Here is an 18,539-nt window from a genome sequence, read left to right on the forward strand (position 1 = left end):
TGGGGGATTCCTGACGCGGTGCACGCCAGTGTGCGACTCGGTTCGTCTGAGCGGGGTGGTGAGCGTACGAGCGGTAGTACACGGACGGCCTGCCGGGGGGAGGCAGGCGGATGAGGAGGCGGCTCACGTCCGGCGGCGGGTGCCCGGCGGAACGGGTTCAGCCTGCCGAGGCTCGCGGATTCGTGCACGCCGTGGCGCGATGTCGGGTCACGCGAACTCCGCTCGGAATAGGGCGAGTTGGAAAACGGGCATACCAAATGACGCGGCATGCCCGGAACCGGGGAAAGGGGCACTGACGAATGCCTCGTTTAGACATCAACCACAGTGCAGCCACAGGGTAGCCGAAGCCTTCGGATCATCCGCAAGGGGTAGTCCGCCAACGTCATAGGCCTGTGACCGAATGCGCTGCCGACCGCCGACGCGGGATGACCCGAAGCCACCGAAATGCCATGTGTTCGCGCACGAGTTGCCAGGAGTGACGCCCTGGCTTCCCGGAACCGGTCTATTCCGCGTAGAACGTGGCGTCCTGCCGGTCGAGGGCGGTGCTGACCGGCTGGATGCGCAGCAGGTTCTCGTAGTGCCGCAGGTAGCGGCCGGGATAGTTGTACGACTCGAAAGCGATGCCGTCCGCGGAGTCGGCCAGGCCCGCCCGCCGAGAGAAGGACGCGTCATTCTTGAAGGCTGATGAGCCGTCGTTCTTTTCCACCCATACCTCGTAGTTCTTGTGGCGGAGGTAGTAGCCCGGGTAGTTGGCCGATTCGAGGGAGATCGTGCCGCTGCCGGCCAGACCTGTGACCACCCGGAACTGCGAGTCGGCGAGGTTGGTGACGTTCGCCTCGATGCGCGCCCGGAAGTCCCAGTGGCGGATGTAGCGGTCCGGGTAGTTGTACGAGGAGAAGCGGACCGGGGTGACGCCATCGGCCACGGGAATACCGAAGTTGGGGGTGCCGTCGGCGTTCCAGTAGACCTTCTGGAGGCGGGTGCGGCGGTTGGGGTCGTTGAGCGGGTCGCCGCTGATGTCCTTGTAGTTGCGGTCGTGGTAGACGAGGATGTCGGACTTTCCGTCCTCGGAGACAGTGAAGGAGTTGTGGCCTGGGCCGTACTGGCCGGTCGCCTCACTGGTCTTGAACACGGGCTGGGAACTCTTCGTCCAGGAGGCGGCGTTGAGCAGATCGGCGGAGGCGGACGCGCTCAGCATGCCCAGGCAGTAGTTGGCGTCGGTGGCGCTCGCCGAATAGGTCAGGAAGACCTTGCCGCCGTGCTGGATGACGGCCGGACCCTCGTTGACCTTGTAGCCGACGGTCTCCCAGGACAGCGTGGGCTGGGAGATCTCGGTCGGCGTGCCGCTGATGGTCCAGGGGTTGGCCATCTTGGCGATGAAGAGGCTGGTGTTGTTGTCCTCGGCGGGATTGCGCTGCGCCCAGGCGAGATGACGGACGCCGTTCACGACGAAGGTGGTGGCGTCGAGCGAGAAGGAGGACACCGGCGTGGCGATCTGGCCCTTCTCGGTCCAGCTGCCGGTCAGCGGGTTCGCGGCGCCGCTCTCCAGGACGTACATCCGGATCGCCCACACGTCGCTGGTCGACCCGGCGGCGAAGTACACGTACCACTTGCCGTCGATGAAGTGGATCTCCGGCGCCCAGATGTGGGCGCCCATCACACCGCTGGCGTGCTTGGTCCAGATGGTGGTCTCGGGGGCGGTGGCCAGACCCTGGAGCGTGGTGGCCCGGCGCAGCACGATGCGGTCGTACTCCGGCACGGTGGCGGTGAAGTAGTAGTAGCCGTCGGTGTGCTTGAAGATGTGCGGATCGGCACGCTTCTCGGCGAGCGGGTTGGTGAAGGTCACGGAGGGCGAGGCCGGGGCGGTCGCGTGGGCGGGCGTACCCATGGTGAGCAGGGCCAGTGCGGCGAGGACCGCGGTGAACAGGCGGACGGTGAGACGTCTCATATTCCTGGGGCTCCGGTGTCAGACGGTGGGCTTGAGCTGCCACTGCTGGCAGGCGTTGTCGAGCCAGGTCCACTGGCGTACGTCGGTGCCGTCGCCGGTGCCGCAGTCGGCCACGTCGGCGACCTTGCCGCTGTTCGCGTTCGTGATCCGCACGTAGTCGCTTCCGGTGTGGACGAGCCGGAATCTCTGGCAGTTGTTGTTGAGCCAGGACCACTGTCTGAGGTCCGCACCGTCGGCGGTGGAGCAGTCGGCGGTGTCCATGACCTTGCCGGTGGCGACATTGACCAGCCGGCTGGTGTCGGTGCCCTGGTCCTCGATCCGCCACTTCTGGTTGGCGCCGCCGCCGCACGTCCACTGGAAGATGTCGGTGCCGTCGGCGGTGTTGCCGCCTTCGACGTCCAGGCACTTGCCGCTGTTGCGGTTGACGATCGTGTACGCCGTCGGGGTTGCCGCGGTCTCCCCGGAGGGGCCCGCGAGGGTGGTGCCGGTCGCGACCGGGGTGCCGAAGTTCGGTGTGCCGTCGGCGTTCCAGGTGAACTTCTGCGCCCGTGTCGTACGGCCGTTTCCACAGCCGCCGCTCGCGGAGCTGTTCGCGTGGTAGACGATCCAGTTCTCGGTGCCGTCGGGTGAGGTGAAGAACCCGTTGTGCCCGGGGCCGTAGACCCCGGCCGCGTCATCGCGCTGGAAGACCGGGTTCTGCTTCTTGGTCCAGGACGCTGGGGAGAGCGGGTCGCCGCCGGTCAGTTCGAGCTGACCGAGTTTGTAGTCCGCGGTCTGGCAGTAGCTGGCGGAGAACGTCAGGAACGTCCTGCCGTCGTGATACAGCGGCTCGGGGCCCTCGTTGACCGGGGCGCCGGACGTCTCCCAGCTCAGCGTGGGGCTGGAGATGACGGTGAAGGAGGAACTGCTCAGCGTGTACGGGTTGCTCATCGGCGCGATGACCAGGCTCTGCGTACTGCCGTTGATGGAGCCGCTGCCCACCAGGTACAGCTTGCTGTTGTACTGGAGCACGCTGGCGTCGATCAGCCAGCCGCCGGGGTTGAGGTTGGAGCCGGTGAGGCTGTTCTTGTACGTGTACGGGCCCATCGGGTCGGCGCCCGCGCTCTCCAGGACATGGGTGCGCTGGGTGTCGCAGCAGGCGGCTCCGCTCTGCGCCCCCGAGTAGTACAGGTACCACTTGCCGTTGAAGAAGTGGATCTCCGGAGCCCAGAAGTTCGCGTTGCGGCCGGAGGTGGTGTCCGACCAGATCTGGACGCTGGGAGCCGTGGCCAGCCCGGCCAGCGTCGGCGACTTGCGCATGGTCAGCTCGTTGGTGAACGAGGTCGTCACCAGGTAGTAGTTGCCGTTGTAGTACTCCAGCCAGGGGTCGGCGCCCTTCTGCGCCTTGACGGGGTTGGTGTACGGCCGTCCCCCGGCCGCGGCGACGGACTGGGCCGGGACGAGCGAGGCGAGCAGGGCCAGCAGCGCTGCCCCGAGGACGAACCAGTGGCGGGTGCGGAACACGTGGGTACCCTCCGGAGACAGTAAGTTCGAAATACCGAACACTGTGCGCAACCTCGACCAGAAGGTAGGGGTGGGACAGGAGGAGCGTCAATGGATGTGCCGCGTTTGGTTTCCGTCGGTTCCTCGGTACCGTCAGCGGCCGTCGAGCCGGGCGAGTCGGCGGTCGTGTGCGCGGCTGAGCAGCAGCAGTGAGCAGACGGCTCCGATCAGCGCGCAGAACATGTCCCACTGGGTGTCCCACACATCGCCCTGGGTGGCCAGGAACGCGTCGGCGGCATGCCCTCCCGCAACGGCCGCGGCCCACTCCAGGAGTTCGAAGACCGCGCTGAAGGCGAGGCAGGCGCACACGGTCAGGGGCGCAAGCCACCGGCTGCCGCGCAGCGGCGACGTGCGGGTGAGGATCTCCCGTACCAGGACGGCGGGCACGAAGCCCTGCATGAGGTGGCCGAAACGGTCGTAGGGGTTGCGGGAGAGGTCCAGCCAGTCGCGCACCCAGTCACCGGCCGGCACCTCGGCATAGGTGTAGTGGCCGCCCACCGCGAGGACCAGGGCGTGCGCGGCGAGCAGACAGTACAGCAGGCTGGTGAGCGGGAACCGCCTGCGCAGCAGCACGACCAGCGGCAGACCCACCCACGCCCACACGGTCTCCAGCAGCCAGGTAGTGGGGTCTTTCGCATGCCAGGCCGACATGGCGAGAGCGACGGTGACGACAGCGAGCAGGGCCACGGGAAGCCGCCGGCGGACGACCCGGTCGACGGCGAGCCGGTCAGCGGGGCGGGAGCTTGCGGCGGTGGTGACGGCAGGCATGACGGGCTCCTTGAGGTGGGTGGCCACCATCGTGAGGGGAGCCCGTGCCGCCGACATGAGTACGCGTACTTATCCGCCCCGCCCCCAACCCCGCCCTCATGGCATGGAGCTGCTCACCGGAGGCGCCGTTCCCGGACGGACGTGAGCGACTCACGCGCCCAGTGCGCGGGCGAGTTCCGTCGTGGCCTGGGTGATCTCGGCGTCGTCCTCGGCGAGCAGTTGCTCGACGACGCTGCGCCGGGCACGCACGGCCTGCCGCGCCTGACGCTCCCAGACCACGGGATTTTCGCGGTGGTTGAGCAACTTCGGATAGAGGGCGGCCGTGCTCTCCCACTGCCGGGCGTCGGCTATGTTCCTGAGCAACTGGATGATCTGCGCCCGGCAGCTGACCTGGGGAAGCTGTGCGAGCTCCCAGAGGAAGGGCACCGTGGCGGCCGTGGCCTGCTCCACCACGAAGCCGTACTGGCAGATTCGTTCCCGCAAGTCGCTGAGAGCGGCCCTGGCGGTCGCGGCGTCACCCCACGCGACACTGCTGAGCAGCAGCGGGATGGCCGCCGCAGAGCCGCTGGAGTCCTTGATGTCCTGCCATGGCACCCGCCCCAGGGCCTTGAGGGGCGTCGCTTTCTCCACCCCCGCGGACGGCGTACGGCCTGTGCGCTCCGCGCTCAGCTGTTCCGTCGAACCGGTGCGCATGATGTGAGCCCTTTCCGCGGCAGACATGTCAGCTGGAGGGGAATGTCGACAACCTGACCCGGACGGTCCTGCCCGCGGGGGAACACCGGGGCCGGCCCCGCTCCTCGGCCGGAGCGGCGGTGCTCCGCGGGCCCCGGCCGCACTCCGCCACGCTCCACAGCGCGGCGGAGCCGGGCGCGCCGCCCGACGGGGCAGGCTCGCAGAACGCCCCGTTGCGCGGAGCGGCCTGGCGTTGCGCTGGCGGCGCGTATGCACCGTCCTGTGCGGTCCGACCTGCCCGTGGCGCGGCCCTGCTGGTCAGGCGGGGTGCTGGGTGCGCAGGTGATGACACGACATCTCCCTGATGCGACGTCAAAGTGCGGCATCAGCGCTGGGGTTGACGCCACAGCTATTATCCACGCTGACGGCCCCTTCGTGCAATTGCACGGGAAATTGCACGAAAGTTGGGTAGCCGCAGCAGGGGCCGTGGACCGCGGCCCGATCACGGGTGCGCGGAGCCCGCGTACTGGAACTGAGCAAGGAGAGTGCCGTGCCAACAGCGCCGAACGGAGTACAGGCCAGCTCATTGGCCGCCCGGTGGATCAAGAGTCGGCACAGCAACGCCGAGGGCAACTGCGTCGAGGTGGCCGCCCTCGACGGCGGCGGCATCGCGATGCGCAACTCCCGCGATCCCGAGGGGCCCGCCCTCGTCTACACATCGGCCGAAGTGGCCGCCTTCCTGGCCGGCGCGAAGGACGGGGAGTTCGACCATCTGCTGTGAGGACCTCCGCCCCGAGGCCGTCCACGGCGAGTCCGTCCGCCGCACGGCCGTCCAGCGGTGAAGCGGACGCCAACTCCCCTACTTCCACTGAGGCGTTCGGCGGAAGGCAGCGAGATGCGATACTGTAATTCTGAATTCTGCCGGTCAGCGGGGAGCCAGGATGTCCGCCGAGTCACATCGCGTCTCCCGCCTCGAACCGTATCTGGACCGGGCCGAGCCGGCCCCCACACTCTTGAAGATGCTGGTCGGTGTCCAGCTGGCGGGCTGCCGTGACGACGCCGGCCTCTCCCAGGAGCAGGCGGCACGAGCCCTGGGGTTCAGTCCGGCGAAGCTGTCTCGGATCGAAGCGGGCAAGGGCCGCCGACCACCCACCGAGGGCGATGTCCGCGCGCTGCTGCAACTCTACGGGACCGACGCCTACGAGGCTTCGGTACTACTGAAACTGCTACAGCGCGCCGGGGAGCCGGGATGGTGGCAGCGCTACGACAAGCGGTTGATGCCCGAGTGGTTCGACCGGCTGGTCGGGCTCCAGGAAGCAGCCGCCACCATCCGTACCTTCGAGATCCAGTACGTTCCCGGCCTCCTGCAGACTCCGGCCTACACCCGTGCCGTGGTGCAGCGCGGTCTGCCGACGGCGTCGGCCGTCGAGGTACAGCGCCGGGTCGAACTCCGCACGCGCCGCCAGGAGATGCTGCTGCGCGCGGACGCCCCGCGACTGTGGGCGATCGTCGATGAATCGGTACTGCTGCGTGTCCTGGGCAGCCGTGACGTGATGCGCGAGCAGCTCGAGCACCTCATCGGGATGGCGCGGCGTCCCGAGGTGACCGTACAGATCGTGCCGCTGGACGTGACCAACGCGTCGGCGCCGGCCATCCCCGTCACGTATCTCCGCTTCGACGGGCTCGATCTGCCCGACATCGTCTACCTGGAGCACATAAAGAGCGCCAACTTCCTGGAGGACCGGGACGAGACGGAGGAGTACCGGCTGACCCTCGACCGGCTGGCCGACGAGGCTCTCGACCCGCACGAGTCCCTGAACCTGATGCGCGCCACGCTGGAACAGCGCTACGCCGATACGTGACGGAACCCCGCCGGCGCCGCGACACAGGAGTCCCGACGCCGGTGGCCGCCCGGTGCCCGAGCCGGGCCGCCGAACGCGGCGCTACCGAATGCGGCCGACTCCGCCGAACTCGATCCACTCCTGCGTGAGCTGACGAGGCGCCACCTCGGAGTCCGGTCGCCAGGTGGACACGTCCACCAGCCCCGGCTCCAGGATGTCCATCCCCTGGAACAGGTCGACGACGTCCTTCTCCTGACGCACACGGCCCCAGCTCCCCTGCGTCGTACGGTCCATGAAATCGGTGACGAAGTCACGGATCTGGGCGTCTTCGCTGACCAGCTGACACATCACCATGAAGCTGCCGGGCACCAGGCGTTCGGCCACGCGCCGGGCCAGCGCGGGCGGACCGTCGGTGTCACCGTCCGGCAGGCAGTGCATGACCGACACGAAGAGCGCGGCAACCGGCTCCGAGAAGTCGATCAGACGCTTCGTGTCGGGATGCGAGAAGATCCCCTCCGTGTCCCGCATGTCGGCCTGGATGACCACCGTGCGCTCGTCCTGTTCGAGCAGCGCCCGGCCGTGCACCAGAACCATCGGGTCGTTGTCGACGTACACCACGTGCGCGGTGGGATCGACGCGCTGCGCGACCTGGTGGACGTTGTCCTGGGTGGGCAGCCCGGATCCGTGGTCGAGGAACTGCCTGATTCCGTACTCGGCCGCCAGCGTCCCGACGACCCGCCGCAGGAACCGCCGGTTGTTCACCGCCAGCGGGCGCGTGCTGGGGACGACCTTGTCGAGTTCCTCGCAAGCTGCCCGGTCGGCCGCGTAGTTGTCCTTGCCGCCCAGGTAGTGGTCGTACATGCGCGCGGCGGTCGGTACCGTGGCATCGATCGACGTGGACAGTTGCTTACCGCTCTGCATCGTTCCCCCAGCTCCGTGCCGCGCCAACTCGACTGGCCCAACAGGGGCTACATCCTAGGGAGTTCACGCTCGCCGAGGCCAGCCCCAGAACGAAGGACCTGATGAGCGGGGCCCGTCCGGTCAGGCGGCGTCCAGTTCCGCGAGCTCCTCGACGGTGAGTACGAGGTCCGGGGCGGCTGCCGAGTCGCGGATGGTGTCGGGGCGGCTGGCCCCCGGGATCGGCACGACGACCGGCGACTTGGCGAGCATCCAGGCCAGGCACACCCGCTGCGGGCTGACCCCGTGGACCTCGGCGATCCGCGCGAACGGAGCGTATGCGGAGCCCAGTTCACGGGCCCGGGAGCTGCCGCCGAAGGGACTCCAGGGCAGGAACGCGACGCCGAGCGCGTCGCACAGCCGCAGCTCCGGTTCGCTGGAGCGGAAGGCCGGGGAGAACTGGTTCTGTACGGAGACCAGTCTGCCGCCGAGGATCTCGTGGGCCTGCCGGATCTGGTCCGGGTCGGCATTGGAGATCCCGGCCATGCGGATCTTCCCCTCGTCCAGCAGATCCCGCAGCGCGCCGACGGACTCCGCGTAGGGGACCTCCGGGTCGGGACGGTGGAACTGGTAGAGCCCGATGGCCTCGACGCCGAGGCGGCGGAGCGAGGCCTCGCAGGCCTCCTTGATGTGCCGGGGAGTGCCGTCCAGCGTCCAACTGCCGTCGCCAGGACGCAGATGACCGCCCTTCGTGGCGACCAGGACGTCCGGACCACGGTCGTGGGAGCCGAGGGCCTTGGCGATCAGGGCTTCGTTGTGACCGACGTCGTCGGCGTCCCGGTGATAGGCGTCCGCGGTGTCGATCAGTGTCACGCCGGCGTCGAGCGCGGCATGGATGGTGGCGAGCGAACGTGTCTCGTCCGGCCGCCCCTCGATCGACATGGGCATCCCGCCCAGGCCGACAGCGCTGACCTCGACATCACCGATACGGCGAGTGTGCATGAGTTCGTGACCTCTCTTCAGCGCTCGCGCGAAACGGGGCACCCGGCCCAGCCGGAAGCGTGCCGCGGCCGTGCCGGACGCTCACCAGCCTGGCTGGCCCGCGAGCGCAGGTCCAATAGAAGAAAACGAACGCATTGAGCAGTCGGGGAACTGAATGGATTGATCACGGCGGGCCGACGCGACGGCAAACGGGGCATCCGGGCCGGGACCGGACGGCGGGCCCCGGACCGGACCGCGCCCCGCATCACGTCACCTCGCGGAATGGTTGCGCCGTGGGTGGGACCGCGTGCAACGATCACCGCACACGTGCCCCGCACCGCAGACGGAACCGGCCCGCAGGGCACCGCCACCGAGGAAAGGCCGCGACATGCGTATGGGACTGCTCGGGACAGGACCGTGGGCACAGGCAGTCCACGCCCCCGCGCTGAGGGGGCACGACGACCTGGAGTTCGTCGGGGTCTGGGGTCGTCGCCCGGAGGCGGCCGCATCGCTGGCCGACCGGCACGGCACCCGTGCGTACGACGACGTCGACGCCCTGCTCGCCGATGTCGACGCGGTGGCCGTCGCCCTGCCTCCGGCGGTCCAGGCCGAGCTGGCGGTGCGCGCGGCGCGGGCGGGCTGCCATCTGCTGCTCGACAAGCCGATCGCCACGACCGTCCCCGACGGCCGGGCCGTCGTCGAGGCGGCCGAGCGGGCCGGCGTTGCCTCCGTCGTCTTCTTCACCACCCGCTTCCAGTCCGAGACGGAGGCCTGGATCAGCGAACAGGGAGCCGCGAAGGGGTGGTTCACCGCACGGGCGCAGTGGCTCGGTGCGGTGTTCACCAGTGACAGCCCGTTCGCCGCGTCGCCCTGGCGACGCGAGAAGGGAGCCCTGTGGGACGTCGGCCCGCACGCCCTGTCCGTGCTGCTGCCGGTGCTCGGCGACGTCAGGCGCGTGGCGGCCGCCGCACGCGGACCGCGGGACACCGCGCATCTGATCCTCGAACACGCCGGCGGGGCGACCAGCACGCTGACCCTGAGTCTCACCGCCCCGCCCGCCGCCGCAGGGGCCTTGGTCGAGTTGCGCGGTGAGACCGGCGTGACGGTCCTGCCCAACAGCTCCACGAGCGCTCTCGACGCCTTCGCCCGAGCCATCGACGCCCTCCGCACCGCGGCTCGCACCGGCCGTCCGCACCCCTGTGACGCGTCGTTCGGTCTGCGCGTGAGCGAGGTACTCGCCGAGGCCGAAGCGCGTTTGGCCGGGGACTCCCCCGCGCAGTGACGGCATGAGCGCCGTCCCGAGAGGTCGACGCGCGGACCTCGCGACGCCCGCCCGGCCGGTCAGGGCTTCACGGCCACCACTCCGAACTGCGGCAGCACGTCGGCGGTGGAGTCGGAGCGCCACCGCGAGCACGAGACGATGCCCGGGGGGATCAGGTCCAGTCCGTCGAAGAACGCGGCGACCTCCTCCCGGCTGCGGGCGGTGATGGGCGGGGTGGCGTTGTCGTTCCAGAACTTCATGGCCGCGACGTTGCCCTCGCCGCCGAGGCCGGCGTCCGTGGTGGGGTGGGTCAGGACGAGATGGCTGCCGGAGGGAACCGCGGCCATGATCCGGCGCACGATGTCCCGCGCCCGAGCGGTGTCGAGGACGAAGTTGAGAATCCCCAGCATCATGACGGCCACGGGCCGGCCGAAGTCGAGGGTCGCCGCGGCCCCCCGGATGATCGTTTCCGGGTCGTGGGCGTCGGCGTCGATGTAGTCGGTGGCTCCCTCGGGGGTGCTCCGCAGCAGGGCGCGGGCATGGACGAGCACCGTGGGGTCGTTGTCGACGTACACGATGCGTGCGTCGGGGGCGATCCGCTGGGCTATCTCATGGGTGTTGTCCAGGGTCGGCAGTCCGGTGCCGATGTCCATGAACTGCCGCATCCCGCACTCGGCGGTCAGGTGCCGCACCACACGCCCCAGGAAGGCGCGGTCCGCGCGGGCGACATCGCGGATCACCGGGAACATGGCGGCGACCTGCTCACCGACCTCCTGGTCGACCTGATAGTTGTCCTTGCCGCCGATCCAGTAGTTCCACACCCGCGCGTTGTGGGCCACACCGGTGTTCAGCACGGCCGATCCGCCCGACGGGCTGTCCTGCTCGCTCACGTCTCTTCCCCTTCTGCGCGACAGCAGCGTGTCCTTGGCGCACGCGGCGCACGGATCCCGGAAGGAGCCACCCTACGAAGCCCGATCCCGTCCCGTCCGCCCTCGCGCTCACGAACGATACGGGCTTGCCGTCGGCACGCCGGGTCCGGTCCGGGTCCGTAGGACGGGTGTAGGAGCGCCGGTGAATCCGTGCGGAGCCTGCGCCAACCGTTGACATGAACGCACCCGGGCGTAACTCTGAGAGCGCTCTCAATTTGGTACGGACCAAACTCCACTCCCCCACGAACTCGTACGGAGGCAAAGCGTGTTCGAGAGATTCAGACGCCGGGCGCTGGCCCCGCTCGTCACGACCGCGCTGGCAGCTGCGCTGCTCACGATCGGCGGTCCGCCGTCGGCCGAGGCCGCGGTCCCCGCCACGATCCCGCTGAAAGTGACCAACAGCTCCGGCCGCGGCGAACCGGTGTACATCTACAACCTCGGAACCCTGCTGACGACCGGTCAGCAGGGCTGGGCCGACGCGAACGGCGCGTTCCACGCCTGGCCCGCGGGCGGCAACCCGCCCACCCCCGCACCCGACGCCTCCATCCCCGGACCGGCGGCGGGACAGACGAAGACGATCCGGATCCCCAAGTTCTCGGGACGGATCTACTTCTCCTACGGACAGAAGCTCGTGTTCAAGCTGACCACCGGCGGCCTGGTGCAGCCCGCCGTGCAGAACCCGAGCGATCCCAACCGCGACATCCTCTTCAACTGGTCCGAGTACACGCTCAATGACTCCGGCCTGTGGATCAACAGCACCCAGGTCGACATGTTCTCCGCGCCCTACGCGGTGGGCGTGCAGCGGTCCGACGGCAGCACCGTCAACACCGGCCACCTCAAGTCGGGAGGCTACAACGGGTTCTTCACCGCTCTGCGCGGCCAGCCGGGCGGCTGGGCCAACCTGATCCAGACCCGCTCCGACGGCACCGTCCTGCGGGCGCTGTCCCCGGGCCACGGACTGGAGACCGGGGCGCTGCCCGCTTCCGTCATGGACGACTACGTCAACCGCGTCTGGCAGAAGTACAGTTCGTCGACGCTGACGGTCACCCCGTTCACGGACCAGCCGAACACCAAGTACTACGGCCGGGTGTCGGGCGGCGTCATGAACTTCACCAACAGTGCGGGAGCCGTCGTCACCAGCTTCCAGAAGCCGGACGCGGACAGCATCTTCGGCTGCCACAAACTGCTCGACGCCCCGAACGACCTGGTGCGGGGGCCGATCTCGCGCACGCTGTGCGCGGGCTTCAACCGCTCCACTCTCATCACGAACCCCAACCAGCCCGACACCACGACGGCCGGCTTCTACCAGGACGTCGTGACCAACCACTACGCGCGGAAGATCCACGCCCAGATGGCCGACGGCAAGGCGTACGCGTTCGCCTTCGACGACGTGGGCAACCAGGAGTCCCTCGTGCACGACGGCAACCCGCTCCAGGCCTACCTCACGCTCGACCCGTTCAGCTGAGCCCGGTGCCCGGACGGACCGGCACACCGGGTGAGGGGGTACGGGCAGCTGTCGCACGCCCGTGCCCCCTCACCCTTCGGCGCGAGTGCGGACCAGCAGGAGCGCCACGTCGTCGTCGGGCTCGGGCCGCAGCGCGCTCAGCAGCATGTCGCTGGTCGCCTCCAGCGAGTTCCGGGCGCCCTGGAGAAGGCGCGTCATGGTCCCCATGCCGGTGTCGATGGACTCCGTGCGGTTCTCCACCAGCCCGTCCGTGTAGAGGGCGAGCAGGGTGCCCGGCGCCAGCTCGTGCCGCACGGTGCCGAAGTCCACGCCCCCGACGCCGAGCGGTACGCCGCCGGGGACGTCGAGGAGTTCCGCCCCGCCGTCGGGCCGGACCATGACGGGTGGCAGGTGGCCGGCGCTGGAGAGCTCGCAGGTGCCCTGCCGGAGGTCGCACACCGCGTAGACGCAGGTCGCGATCGCATCGCCGAGGGAGCCCGCGATGTCGTCGAGGTGGCGCAGCAGCTCGGCCGGGGGCAGGTCGAGCCGGGCCAGGGCGCGCGTGGCGCTGCTCAACTGGCCCATGATCGCCGCGGCCTGGACGCCCTTGCCCATCACGTCCCCCACGACCAGGCCCGTCCGTCCGCGGCCCAGCGGCAGCACGTCGTACCAGTCCCCGCCGACCTCGCTCAGCGCCGGGAGGTAGCGGGCCGCGATGTCGAGGCCCTCCTGCTGCGCGGGCGCGGGCGGCAGCAGACTGCGCTGGAGCGTGAGGGCCGCGCTTCGTTCGCGTCCGTAGAGGCGGGCGTTGTCCACGCAGATCGCCGCGCGCGCCGCGAATTCCGAGGCGAGGACGCGGTCCTGTTCGTCGAAGGGGCGCGCGTTGATGGTGCGGTACAGGCTGAGGGTGCCGAGCACTTCACCGCGGGCCACCAGCGGAACGGCGAGGTAGGAGTGGACCCCGGCGACGCGCAGCGCCTGGGCGGCGTGGGAGTCCCTGGCGATGCGCCGCATCATCCCCGGGTCGACATGTTCCACCAGGATGGGCCTGGCTTCACGGACGCACTGGGTGATGATGCGGGACGAGCTGTAGGAGGCCAGCTCCCCCACCGGGTCCGCCGCGTGGATCGCGTCGGTGAGGTAACCGGCCGCGACGGCCAGCGCCCTGAACTCCGCGTGCGCTTCCCCCGTGACGGCGGCGGTGACTCCGTGGGCGACCACCGCTTCGAGCACGTCTACGGCGGCCAGGTCGGCCAGCTGCGGTACCGCCACATCGGCGAGTTCCCGAGCGGTCTGCGACAGATCCAGTGTGGTGCCGATGCGTACGCCCGCGTCCGCGATCACGGCGAGGTGCTCGCGCGCCTGGGCGGCTTCGGCTGCCGCCTGCTGTCGCTCGGTGATGTCCAGAACGGCCATCGCCAGACCGAGCACGCGGCCGTCGGAGTCCTCGATGCGGTGGTACGACTCCGAGTAGGCCCGGTCCTGCGTGTCGGCTGGCGTACGGCCGACGGTCTGCTGGTCGAGCAGGGATTTGCCGCTGACCAGGACGTGCCGCATGCGGGACTCGATGACCTCGACGTCCAGATTCGGCAGCACTTCTCCGACACGGCGTCCCAGTACCGCCTCCTCCGGCAGACCGTTGATCCGCTCCAGGGCCGGATTGACGCCCACCCAGCGCAGCTCGGTGTCGAAGACCGCGATGCCCACCGGCGTCTGGTTCACCAGGCTGTGCGACAGGGCGAGATCCCGTTCCACGCCCCGGACGGTCGTCGCGTTCGCCGCCAGCCCCAGCAGGTGCATCTGTCCGTGGATGTCGTGCAGCCGCATGGTGCGGAACTCCACCCGGCGTTCCGTGCCGTCGCTGTGCAGGAGCGGGAAGACTCCGGCCCAGCTGGATCCCGAGCGCACCTGCGCGAACAGCTCCCGGGCCCGCTGCTGGCTGTCCGGTGACACCAGGAGGTCGTCGGCGTAGCGCCCCAGCGCCTCTTCCGCGGCGTACCCGAGCAGCTGCTGAGCCTCGGGGCTCCACAGCACGATGCGGCCGTCGCCGTTCAGAACCACGGCGGCGACCTGCAACAGGTCCAGCAGTCCTCCGGGGGCCGCGGTGATCTCGTCACCGCTTCCGGTCGAGTACCCGTGCATTCCAGCCGCTCCTTCCGGCGCGGCACCGGCATTGCCAAGATCCGCTCTACGGGTTCTCCGATTACGTCACAACACCGGCGGCGGAGCAACACCTGCCCCGCCCGCGCGCCGCCAACCCCCGGCGGGGGGTGTACGCGTGTCTGCCCGTCGGTCGGCGAACGGGTGAACGGCGCGGCGATCCGCGACCCGTGCGGCGCCTCGCGACCGCAGCACGACGGCGGCGGGCGCGCACGGGCCGGGTCACAGCGATCCGCCCATGGACGGCGGTGTCAGCCCGGAGTTCCGTCCGACGGGGTGATCTTGGTGGCGACGTCCCGCAGTTTGATGTTCAGGTCCTGCGATGTCTTCTTCAGCAGCTCGAAGGCCTCGTCCTGGCCCAGGTGGAAGCGTTCCATGACGATCCCGATCGCCTGGCCGATCTCGTCGCGCGAGCGCAGGGCGGTCTGTAGTTGCTCCTCCGTGCGGGCGTAGGCGAAGGCGACGGCGGCATGAGAGGCAAGCAGCCAGCCCAGGTGCTCGTCACGCTCGGAGAAGGCGTTCGGCCGGAACGAGTACAGGTTCAGGGCGCCCAGCGTGTGGTGGCGGGTGAACAGCCGGAATCCCATGGCACTGCGGATGCCCAGCTCCGCGGCCTGCGGCGCGTAGCGGGGCCAGCGGTCCCCGGCGGTGCGCAGGTCGGGGATGCGCTGAACGGGTTCCTCGTCGGTGACGGCGTTGAAACACGGGCCCTCGCCCAGCTCGCCCTGGATCGCGTCGGACCTGCGTACGACGTCGTCGGTGGCGGTGAGTGTCTGCACGTTCTTGCGGCTCAGGGTGAGAATGCCGGAGACGTCGCATCCCTCGATCAGACCGACCGCGTGGAAGGCGATGCGGTCGACGGTGGCCTGGAGGGACTCCTGCGCGAGCAGATCCCGCGCCATGACGGCCAGCCGGTCGGCGAGCTCCGGCCAGGCTTCGTCGGACGTGCCGTCCGCTGAGGACGGGCCGGAAGGCGGTGGACCACTCATGGGGATGACCTTCCCACTGCCGTACAGGCTTTCGGATGCGGGCCGCACCGCCACATTACATCGCACGGACGCGGTTTCAGGGGCACCGCCCGGCTGGGCCCCCCGGCCCCGCGCGGGCTCGCGGTCCGGGGCGGTTCCTGCCCGCAAAGACTCAGGGCGCCTCGACCGAGGGGGGCTGCCCCCAGGGCTCGCTCAGGGCCCGCCGCAGGGCGGTGGCCGCGTCGGCGCCGATCCGGTCGGCCAGGACCTGCTCGATGAGCGCGAGCGCGGTCTGGGCGCGCTGGTGGACTCGGGTCCCTTCCGCGGTGGTGCGGACCAGGCTGCTGCGGGCGGAGGCGGGATCCGACACCTGTTCCAGCAGCCCCATGCCGATCAGCCCGTGCACGGCCTGGTGGGCGGTCTGGCGGGTGATGCCGATCCGGCGGGCGAGCTCGGAGATGGAGGTCCCCTCGTCGTCCAGTACGGCGAAGACGGCGCCCTGGGCGATGCTGACCGGCTGCTCGCCCGCCGCCCGCATGCTGGCCAGCAGCGCGTCGTCGAACCAGCGTTTCGCCTCGAGGAACAGCTGAGGCAGGTTCTTGGCGGGTCCGGTCATGGCTCCTCCGACGACGGGCGGACTTCGACCGGGTACGGGCGGGACGGGGACACCACGGGCCGTTGACGCCCCGCCGGAGGCGACGACGCCTCAGCGCATGCGCCGGGACCGCCCCAGCACATGCGCTGAGGCAGAGCGTCAGCCCCGGTCAGCCGAGCGGCTCCGCTACTCCGCGGACACCTTCACGTCCTCGGAGACGACGTCGCTCGCGTAGGCGATGGAGAGGCCGGGAATCTCCTGGGCCACACGCGCGACCACCGCGCGGTGCCAGGCGGCCGGATAACCGGATTCCGGGTGGGCGGCATGGTATTCGGCGTCGTCCCGGTAGGTGACGATCCCGGGCTCGGGGAGGTCCACCAGGCTGTTCACCACCTCGGCGACGAACTCCCCGGTGAGTCGCCCGAGGTCTCCGAGGGCCCCTCGGACGGCCGCGGGAATCCGCTCCTCGCCCTGCTCCCACCGCTCCACGGTGTTCGGTGAAACCCCCACGTGCTCGGCCAGCCAGCCGCCGGTCAGGCCCAGGAACTCCCGCACGACCCGGAACTCTGCGGGTGTCATGCCCCGACCCTCGGGCACACCGTCAACGTTGCGGTTCTGGGTCATGGCGTCCTTTCGGAGGGGAAGGGCACCGGCGTACGGCCGTACGGCACGGGCCCCCTGCGGTCACGAGCGGGAACGCCCGCGGTCGGACCGTTCACCGTACCCGGCGCCGGGCGGGCCATGCCGGGCCGGCGCCTGCGGTCAAGATCCCAGGCCGAACCCCTTCGTCGTGTAGGCGCACTCCGTGTAGAGGTAACCGGACCGAAGCTTGGCCGTGTCGGACGCGGGAGTCGCGCTGGAGTCGCCCATCGGCTTGTGCAGGAAGTACGTGGTGCCGACCGGCAGAGTGATCGTCCGCTGCGGGTAGTGCTTGCCGCTGTCGTTGCAGGGGTTGAAGCCCAGCAGGAGGGTGCTGGCGGTCGAGTACGCCGTGCAGCCGCCGCAGCCCTTGAGGGTGAAGCTTCCGGTCACGGGGCCCGTGTACAGGACCGTGATGTCGTCGGGACTGTCGTTCTTGACGGTCACCGAGATGCTTCCGCCGGACGCCGTCGTGGGCAGGCGCTTGCCCGCTGCGGGCACCTTGAGCGCGACCTCCGCGGCGATGGCGATCTTTCGGGCACGTGCCCGGTTCTTGTCGTGTTTATTGCTGTCGGCGAACTCGCTCAGCGTCGTGCGCGCCGCGTCGAATTCCCCGTCCTTGTACTGGTCCACACCGCAGGCGTACGCCCCCGCGTCCGCGCTCTTGCCGGCCCGGCCGGCGTCCCGCGCGAGGGCATCGGCCACGCCGGCCTTGTCCCCCGGCAGGCGGGCCACCTGGGAGCTGAGACCCTGCAGCCGCTCGACGGCCGCGCACGGCTCGCTGCCGCGCAGGTTCCCGGCCTCCTTGTCGACGGCCGCGCGGACCTCCGGCTCGATCTTCTTGGCCTGCGGCGAGTCGGGGAAGGTGGTCAGGAGAGTGCTGAAGTGCCCTTCCCAGGTCACGTCGGCCCCGGCGAGGCCGTCCGTCCCGCACTCGTAGAGGGAGGCGGCCAGACGGTCGTCGGGCCAGGCCGCCAAGGAGCCGAGATCCTTCTTGTCCAGGGTCCGCGGAACCGTGCGCAGATACGTGAGCGGCGCTATCGCGGCGCAGTAGTCCTTCCGCGCATAGGCGGCACCGACCGTCTCGTAGAACGACGTGAGCCGGCCCGGCACCTTGCGGGCCGCGCGGGAGTCCGGGTGGTCGGCTCTGAGCCCGCCGTAGACGCGCAGCGCTTCGCGGTAGTCGGACTGGGCGGTGCCGAACGACTTCTGTCCACCGCTCCGGACGAGGCCGTCGGCGCGCTCGAGCCGGTCGAGGAGCATCTGCTGGGTGGCCTCCTCCCGCGCCGACCGATAGAGGACGGAGCCGCCGACCGGTACGGCGAGGAGGGCCAGGCCGAGAAGGACGGCAACAGGAGACCGCGGGGGCCAGACCAACCGGGTACGCAGGCCGACGAACGCGCCGTGCACCGCGGCCAGCAGGAGAACGACGACGTACACGGTGAGCAGGCCGCCTCCGACACCGTCCGGGTCGGCAGGCAGCGCCAGCAACAGCAGGACCCCGGTCGCGATCCAGCACGCGGCCATCGGGACCCAGCGGCGGATGAGCGCGTAACCGATGCCGAGGCCACTGAGGTTGAGCAGCGCCACGGCGGCGGCACGCGGGCGGTCCGGCGGGGCGGGCGGCGGGGCGGACGGCATGGGTGGTGCGACGAAACCGTTCGTGGCGGCATGCTGGTCTCCGGACATGGCGGCTCCCCCCGGTCAACAACGCGCTCATGTCTGCAAGTTGTAAGTGTACGGCCAAGCGTTCGACTCAGATAGCGGGCGGACGCCCCGGACCGGGCAGAGGGCCCCGGAATATGCGAATCCACTCCTCCAGGGCCTATGGCGCCAGCGCGGCACAGCCGTCGAAAGCGCGCGATTCCTCGCGAGGCCGTGGATCACCGCACCG

Annotated in this window: 16 protein-coding genes; 4 read left to right on the forward strand and 12 right to left on the reverse strand. The window is 69.8% G+C overall.

Annotated features, from left to right (window positions below; genetic code table 11):
- Positions 1–502 precede the first annotated feature (502 nt).
- The 4 genes from SAVERM_RS05710 to SAVERM_RS05725 form a co-directional block, all read right to left on the reverse strand.
- Complete coding sequence (locus SAVERM_RS05710; RefSeq protein ID WP_010982481.1) at positions 503–1,948, reverse strand: family 43 glycosylhydrolase; 1,446 nt, start codon at positions 1,946–1,948, stop codon at positions 503–505.
- An 18-nt stretch (positions 1,949–1,966) separates the two neighbouring features.
- A complete protein-coding gene (locus tag SAVERM_RS05715) occupies positions 1,967–3,451 on the reverse strand; it encodes a family 43 glycosylhydrolase (protein WP_037650262.1) in 1,485 nt (494 codons plus the stop codon).
- 132 nt (positions 3,452–3,583) lie between these two features.
- Positions 3,584–4,258: a DUF2238 domain-containing protein gene (locus SAVERM_RS05720; protein ID WP_010982483.1), complete on the reverse strand. Its 675-nt coding sequence runs from the start codon at positions 4,256–4,258 to the stop codon at positions 3,584–3,586.
- Between the two features lie 150 nt (positions 4,259–4,408).
- Entirely contained in the window at positions 4,409–4,951 is a 543-nt protein-coding gene (locus SAVERM_RS05725; RefSeq protein ID WP_010982484.1) for a hypothetical protein, read from the reverse strand.
- 529 nt (positions 4,952–5,480) lie between these two features.
- On the opposite strand from SAVERM_RS05725, the gene SAVERM_RS05730 reads away from it, so the two are divergent.
- Positions 5,481–5,711, forward strand: coding sequence for a DUF397 domain-containing protein (locus tag SAVERM_RS05730; protein ID WP_010982485.1), 231 nt, complete (start codon positions 5,481–5,483; stop codon positions 5,709–5,711).
- Positions 5,712–5,871: 160 nt separating this feature from the next.
- Positions 5,872–6,792, forward strand: a complete 921-nt coding sequence (locus tag SAVERM_RS05735; RefSeq protein ID WP_010982486.1) for a helix-turn-helix domain-containing protein — start codon at positions 5,872–5,874, stop codon at positions 6,790–6,792.
- A gap of 81 nt (positions 6,793–6,873) precedes the next feature.
- Here the strand turns inward: SAVERM_RS05735 and SAVERM_RS05740 are convergent, their stop codons facing one another.
- Together SAVERM_RS05740 and SAVERM_RS05745 are read right to left on the reverse strand one after the other, a co-directional pair.
- Entirely contained in the window at positions 6,874–7,692 is an 819-nt protein-coding gene (locus SAVERM_RS05740; RefSeq protein ID WP_010982487.1) for an SAM-dependent methyltransferase, read from the reverse strand.
- Between the two features lie 120 nt (positions 7,693–7,812).
- Positions 7,813–8,670 (reverse strand): aldo/keto reductase, encoded by an 858-nt coding sequence (locus SAVERM_RS05745; RefSeq protein WP_010982488.1) that lies wholly within the window; start codon positions 8,668–8,670, stop codon positions 7,813–7,815.
- 367 nt (positions 8,671–9,037) lie between these two features.
- Here SAVERM_RS05745 and SAVERM_RS05750 point away from each other — a divergent pair, with 367 nt between their 5' ends.
- On the forward strand, positions 9,038–9,931 hold the full coding sequence (locus tag SAVERM_RS05750) for a Gfo/Idh/MocA family protein (RefSeq protein WP_010982489.1): 894 nt from the start codon (positions 9,038–9,040) through the stop codon (positions 9,929–9,931).
- Between the two features lie 59 nt (positions 9,932–9,990).
- Here SAVERM_RS05750 and SAVERM_RS05755 read toward each other — a convergent pair whose 3' ends face one another.
- Positions 9,991–10,800 carry an SAM-dependent methyltransferase gene (locus tag SAVERM_RS05755; RefSeq protein WP_010982490.1) on the reverse strand — a complete coding sequence of 270 codons (810 nt, stop codon included), beginning with the start codon at positions 10,798–10,800 and terminating at the stop codon, positions 9,991–9,993.
- Positions 10,801–11,104: 304 nt separating this feature from the next.
- Here SAVERM_RS05755 and SAVERM_RS05760 point away from each other — a divergent pair, with 304 nt between their 5' ends.
- Positions 11,105–12,304 (forward strand): glycoside hydrolase family 64 protein, encoded by a 1,200-nt coding sequence (locus SAVERM_RS05760; RefSeq protein WP_010982491.1) that lies wholly within the window; start codon positions 11,105–11,107, stop codon positions 12,302–12,304.
- Positions 12,305–12,373: 69 nt separating this feature from the next.
- Here SAVERM_RS05760 and SAVERM_RS05765 read toward each other — a convergent pair whose 3' ends face one another.
- The 5 genes from SAVERM_RS05765 to SAVERM_RS05785 all read right to left on the reverse strand — a co-directional run bounded on the left by SAVERM_RS05765 (position 12,374) and on the right by SAVERM_RS05785 (position 18,334).
- Positions 12,374–14,425 carry a SpoIIE family protein phosphatase gene (locus SAVERM_RS05765; protein ID WP_010982492.1) on the reverse strand — a complete coding sequence of 684 codons (2,052 nt, stop codon included), beginning with the start codon at positions 14,423–14,425 and terminating at the stop codon, positions 12,374–12,376.
- 269 nt (positions 14,426–14,694) lie between these two features.
- A complete protein-coding gene (locus SAVERM_RS05770; RefSeq protein ID WP_010982493.1) occupies positions 14,695–15,432 on the reverse strand; it encodes a GAF and ANTAR domain-containing protein in 738 nt (245 codons plus the stop codon).
- A gap of 151 nt (positions 15,433–15,583) precedes the next feature.
- Positions 15,584–16,027 carry a MarR family winged helix-turn-helix transcriptional regulator gene (locus tag SAVERM_RS05775; RefSeq protein ID WP_010982494.1) on the reverse strand — a complete coding sequence of 148 codons (444 nt, stop codon included), beginning with the start codon at positions 16,025–16,027 and terminating at the stop codon, positions 15,584–15,586.
- Positions 16,028–16,192: 165 nt separating this feature from the next.
- Positions 16,193–16,585, reverse strand: coding sequence for a helix-turn-helix domain-containing protein (locus tag SAVERM_RS05780; RefSeq protein WP_197586333.1), 393 nt, complete (start codon positions 16,583–16,585; stop codon positions 16,193–16,195).
- 183 nt (positions 16,586–16,768) lie between these two features.
- Positions 16,769–18,334 (reverse strand): hypothetical protein, encoded by a 1,566-nt coding sequence (locus tag SAVERM_RS05785; protein ID WP_010982496.1) that lies wholly within the window; start codon positions 18,332–18,334, stop codon positions 16,769–16,771.
- Positions 18,335–18,539 lie beyond the last annotated feature (205 nt).

The sequence above is a fragment of the Streptomyces avermitilis MA-4680 = NBRC 14893 genome (assembly GCF_000009765.2).
Taxonomy (GTDB): Bacteria; Actinomycetota; Actinomycetes; order Streptomycetales; family Streptomycetaceae; genus Streptomyces; species Streptomyces avermitilis.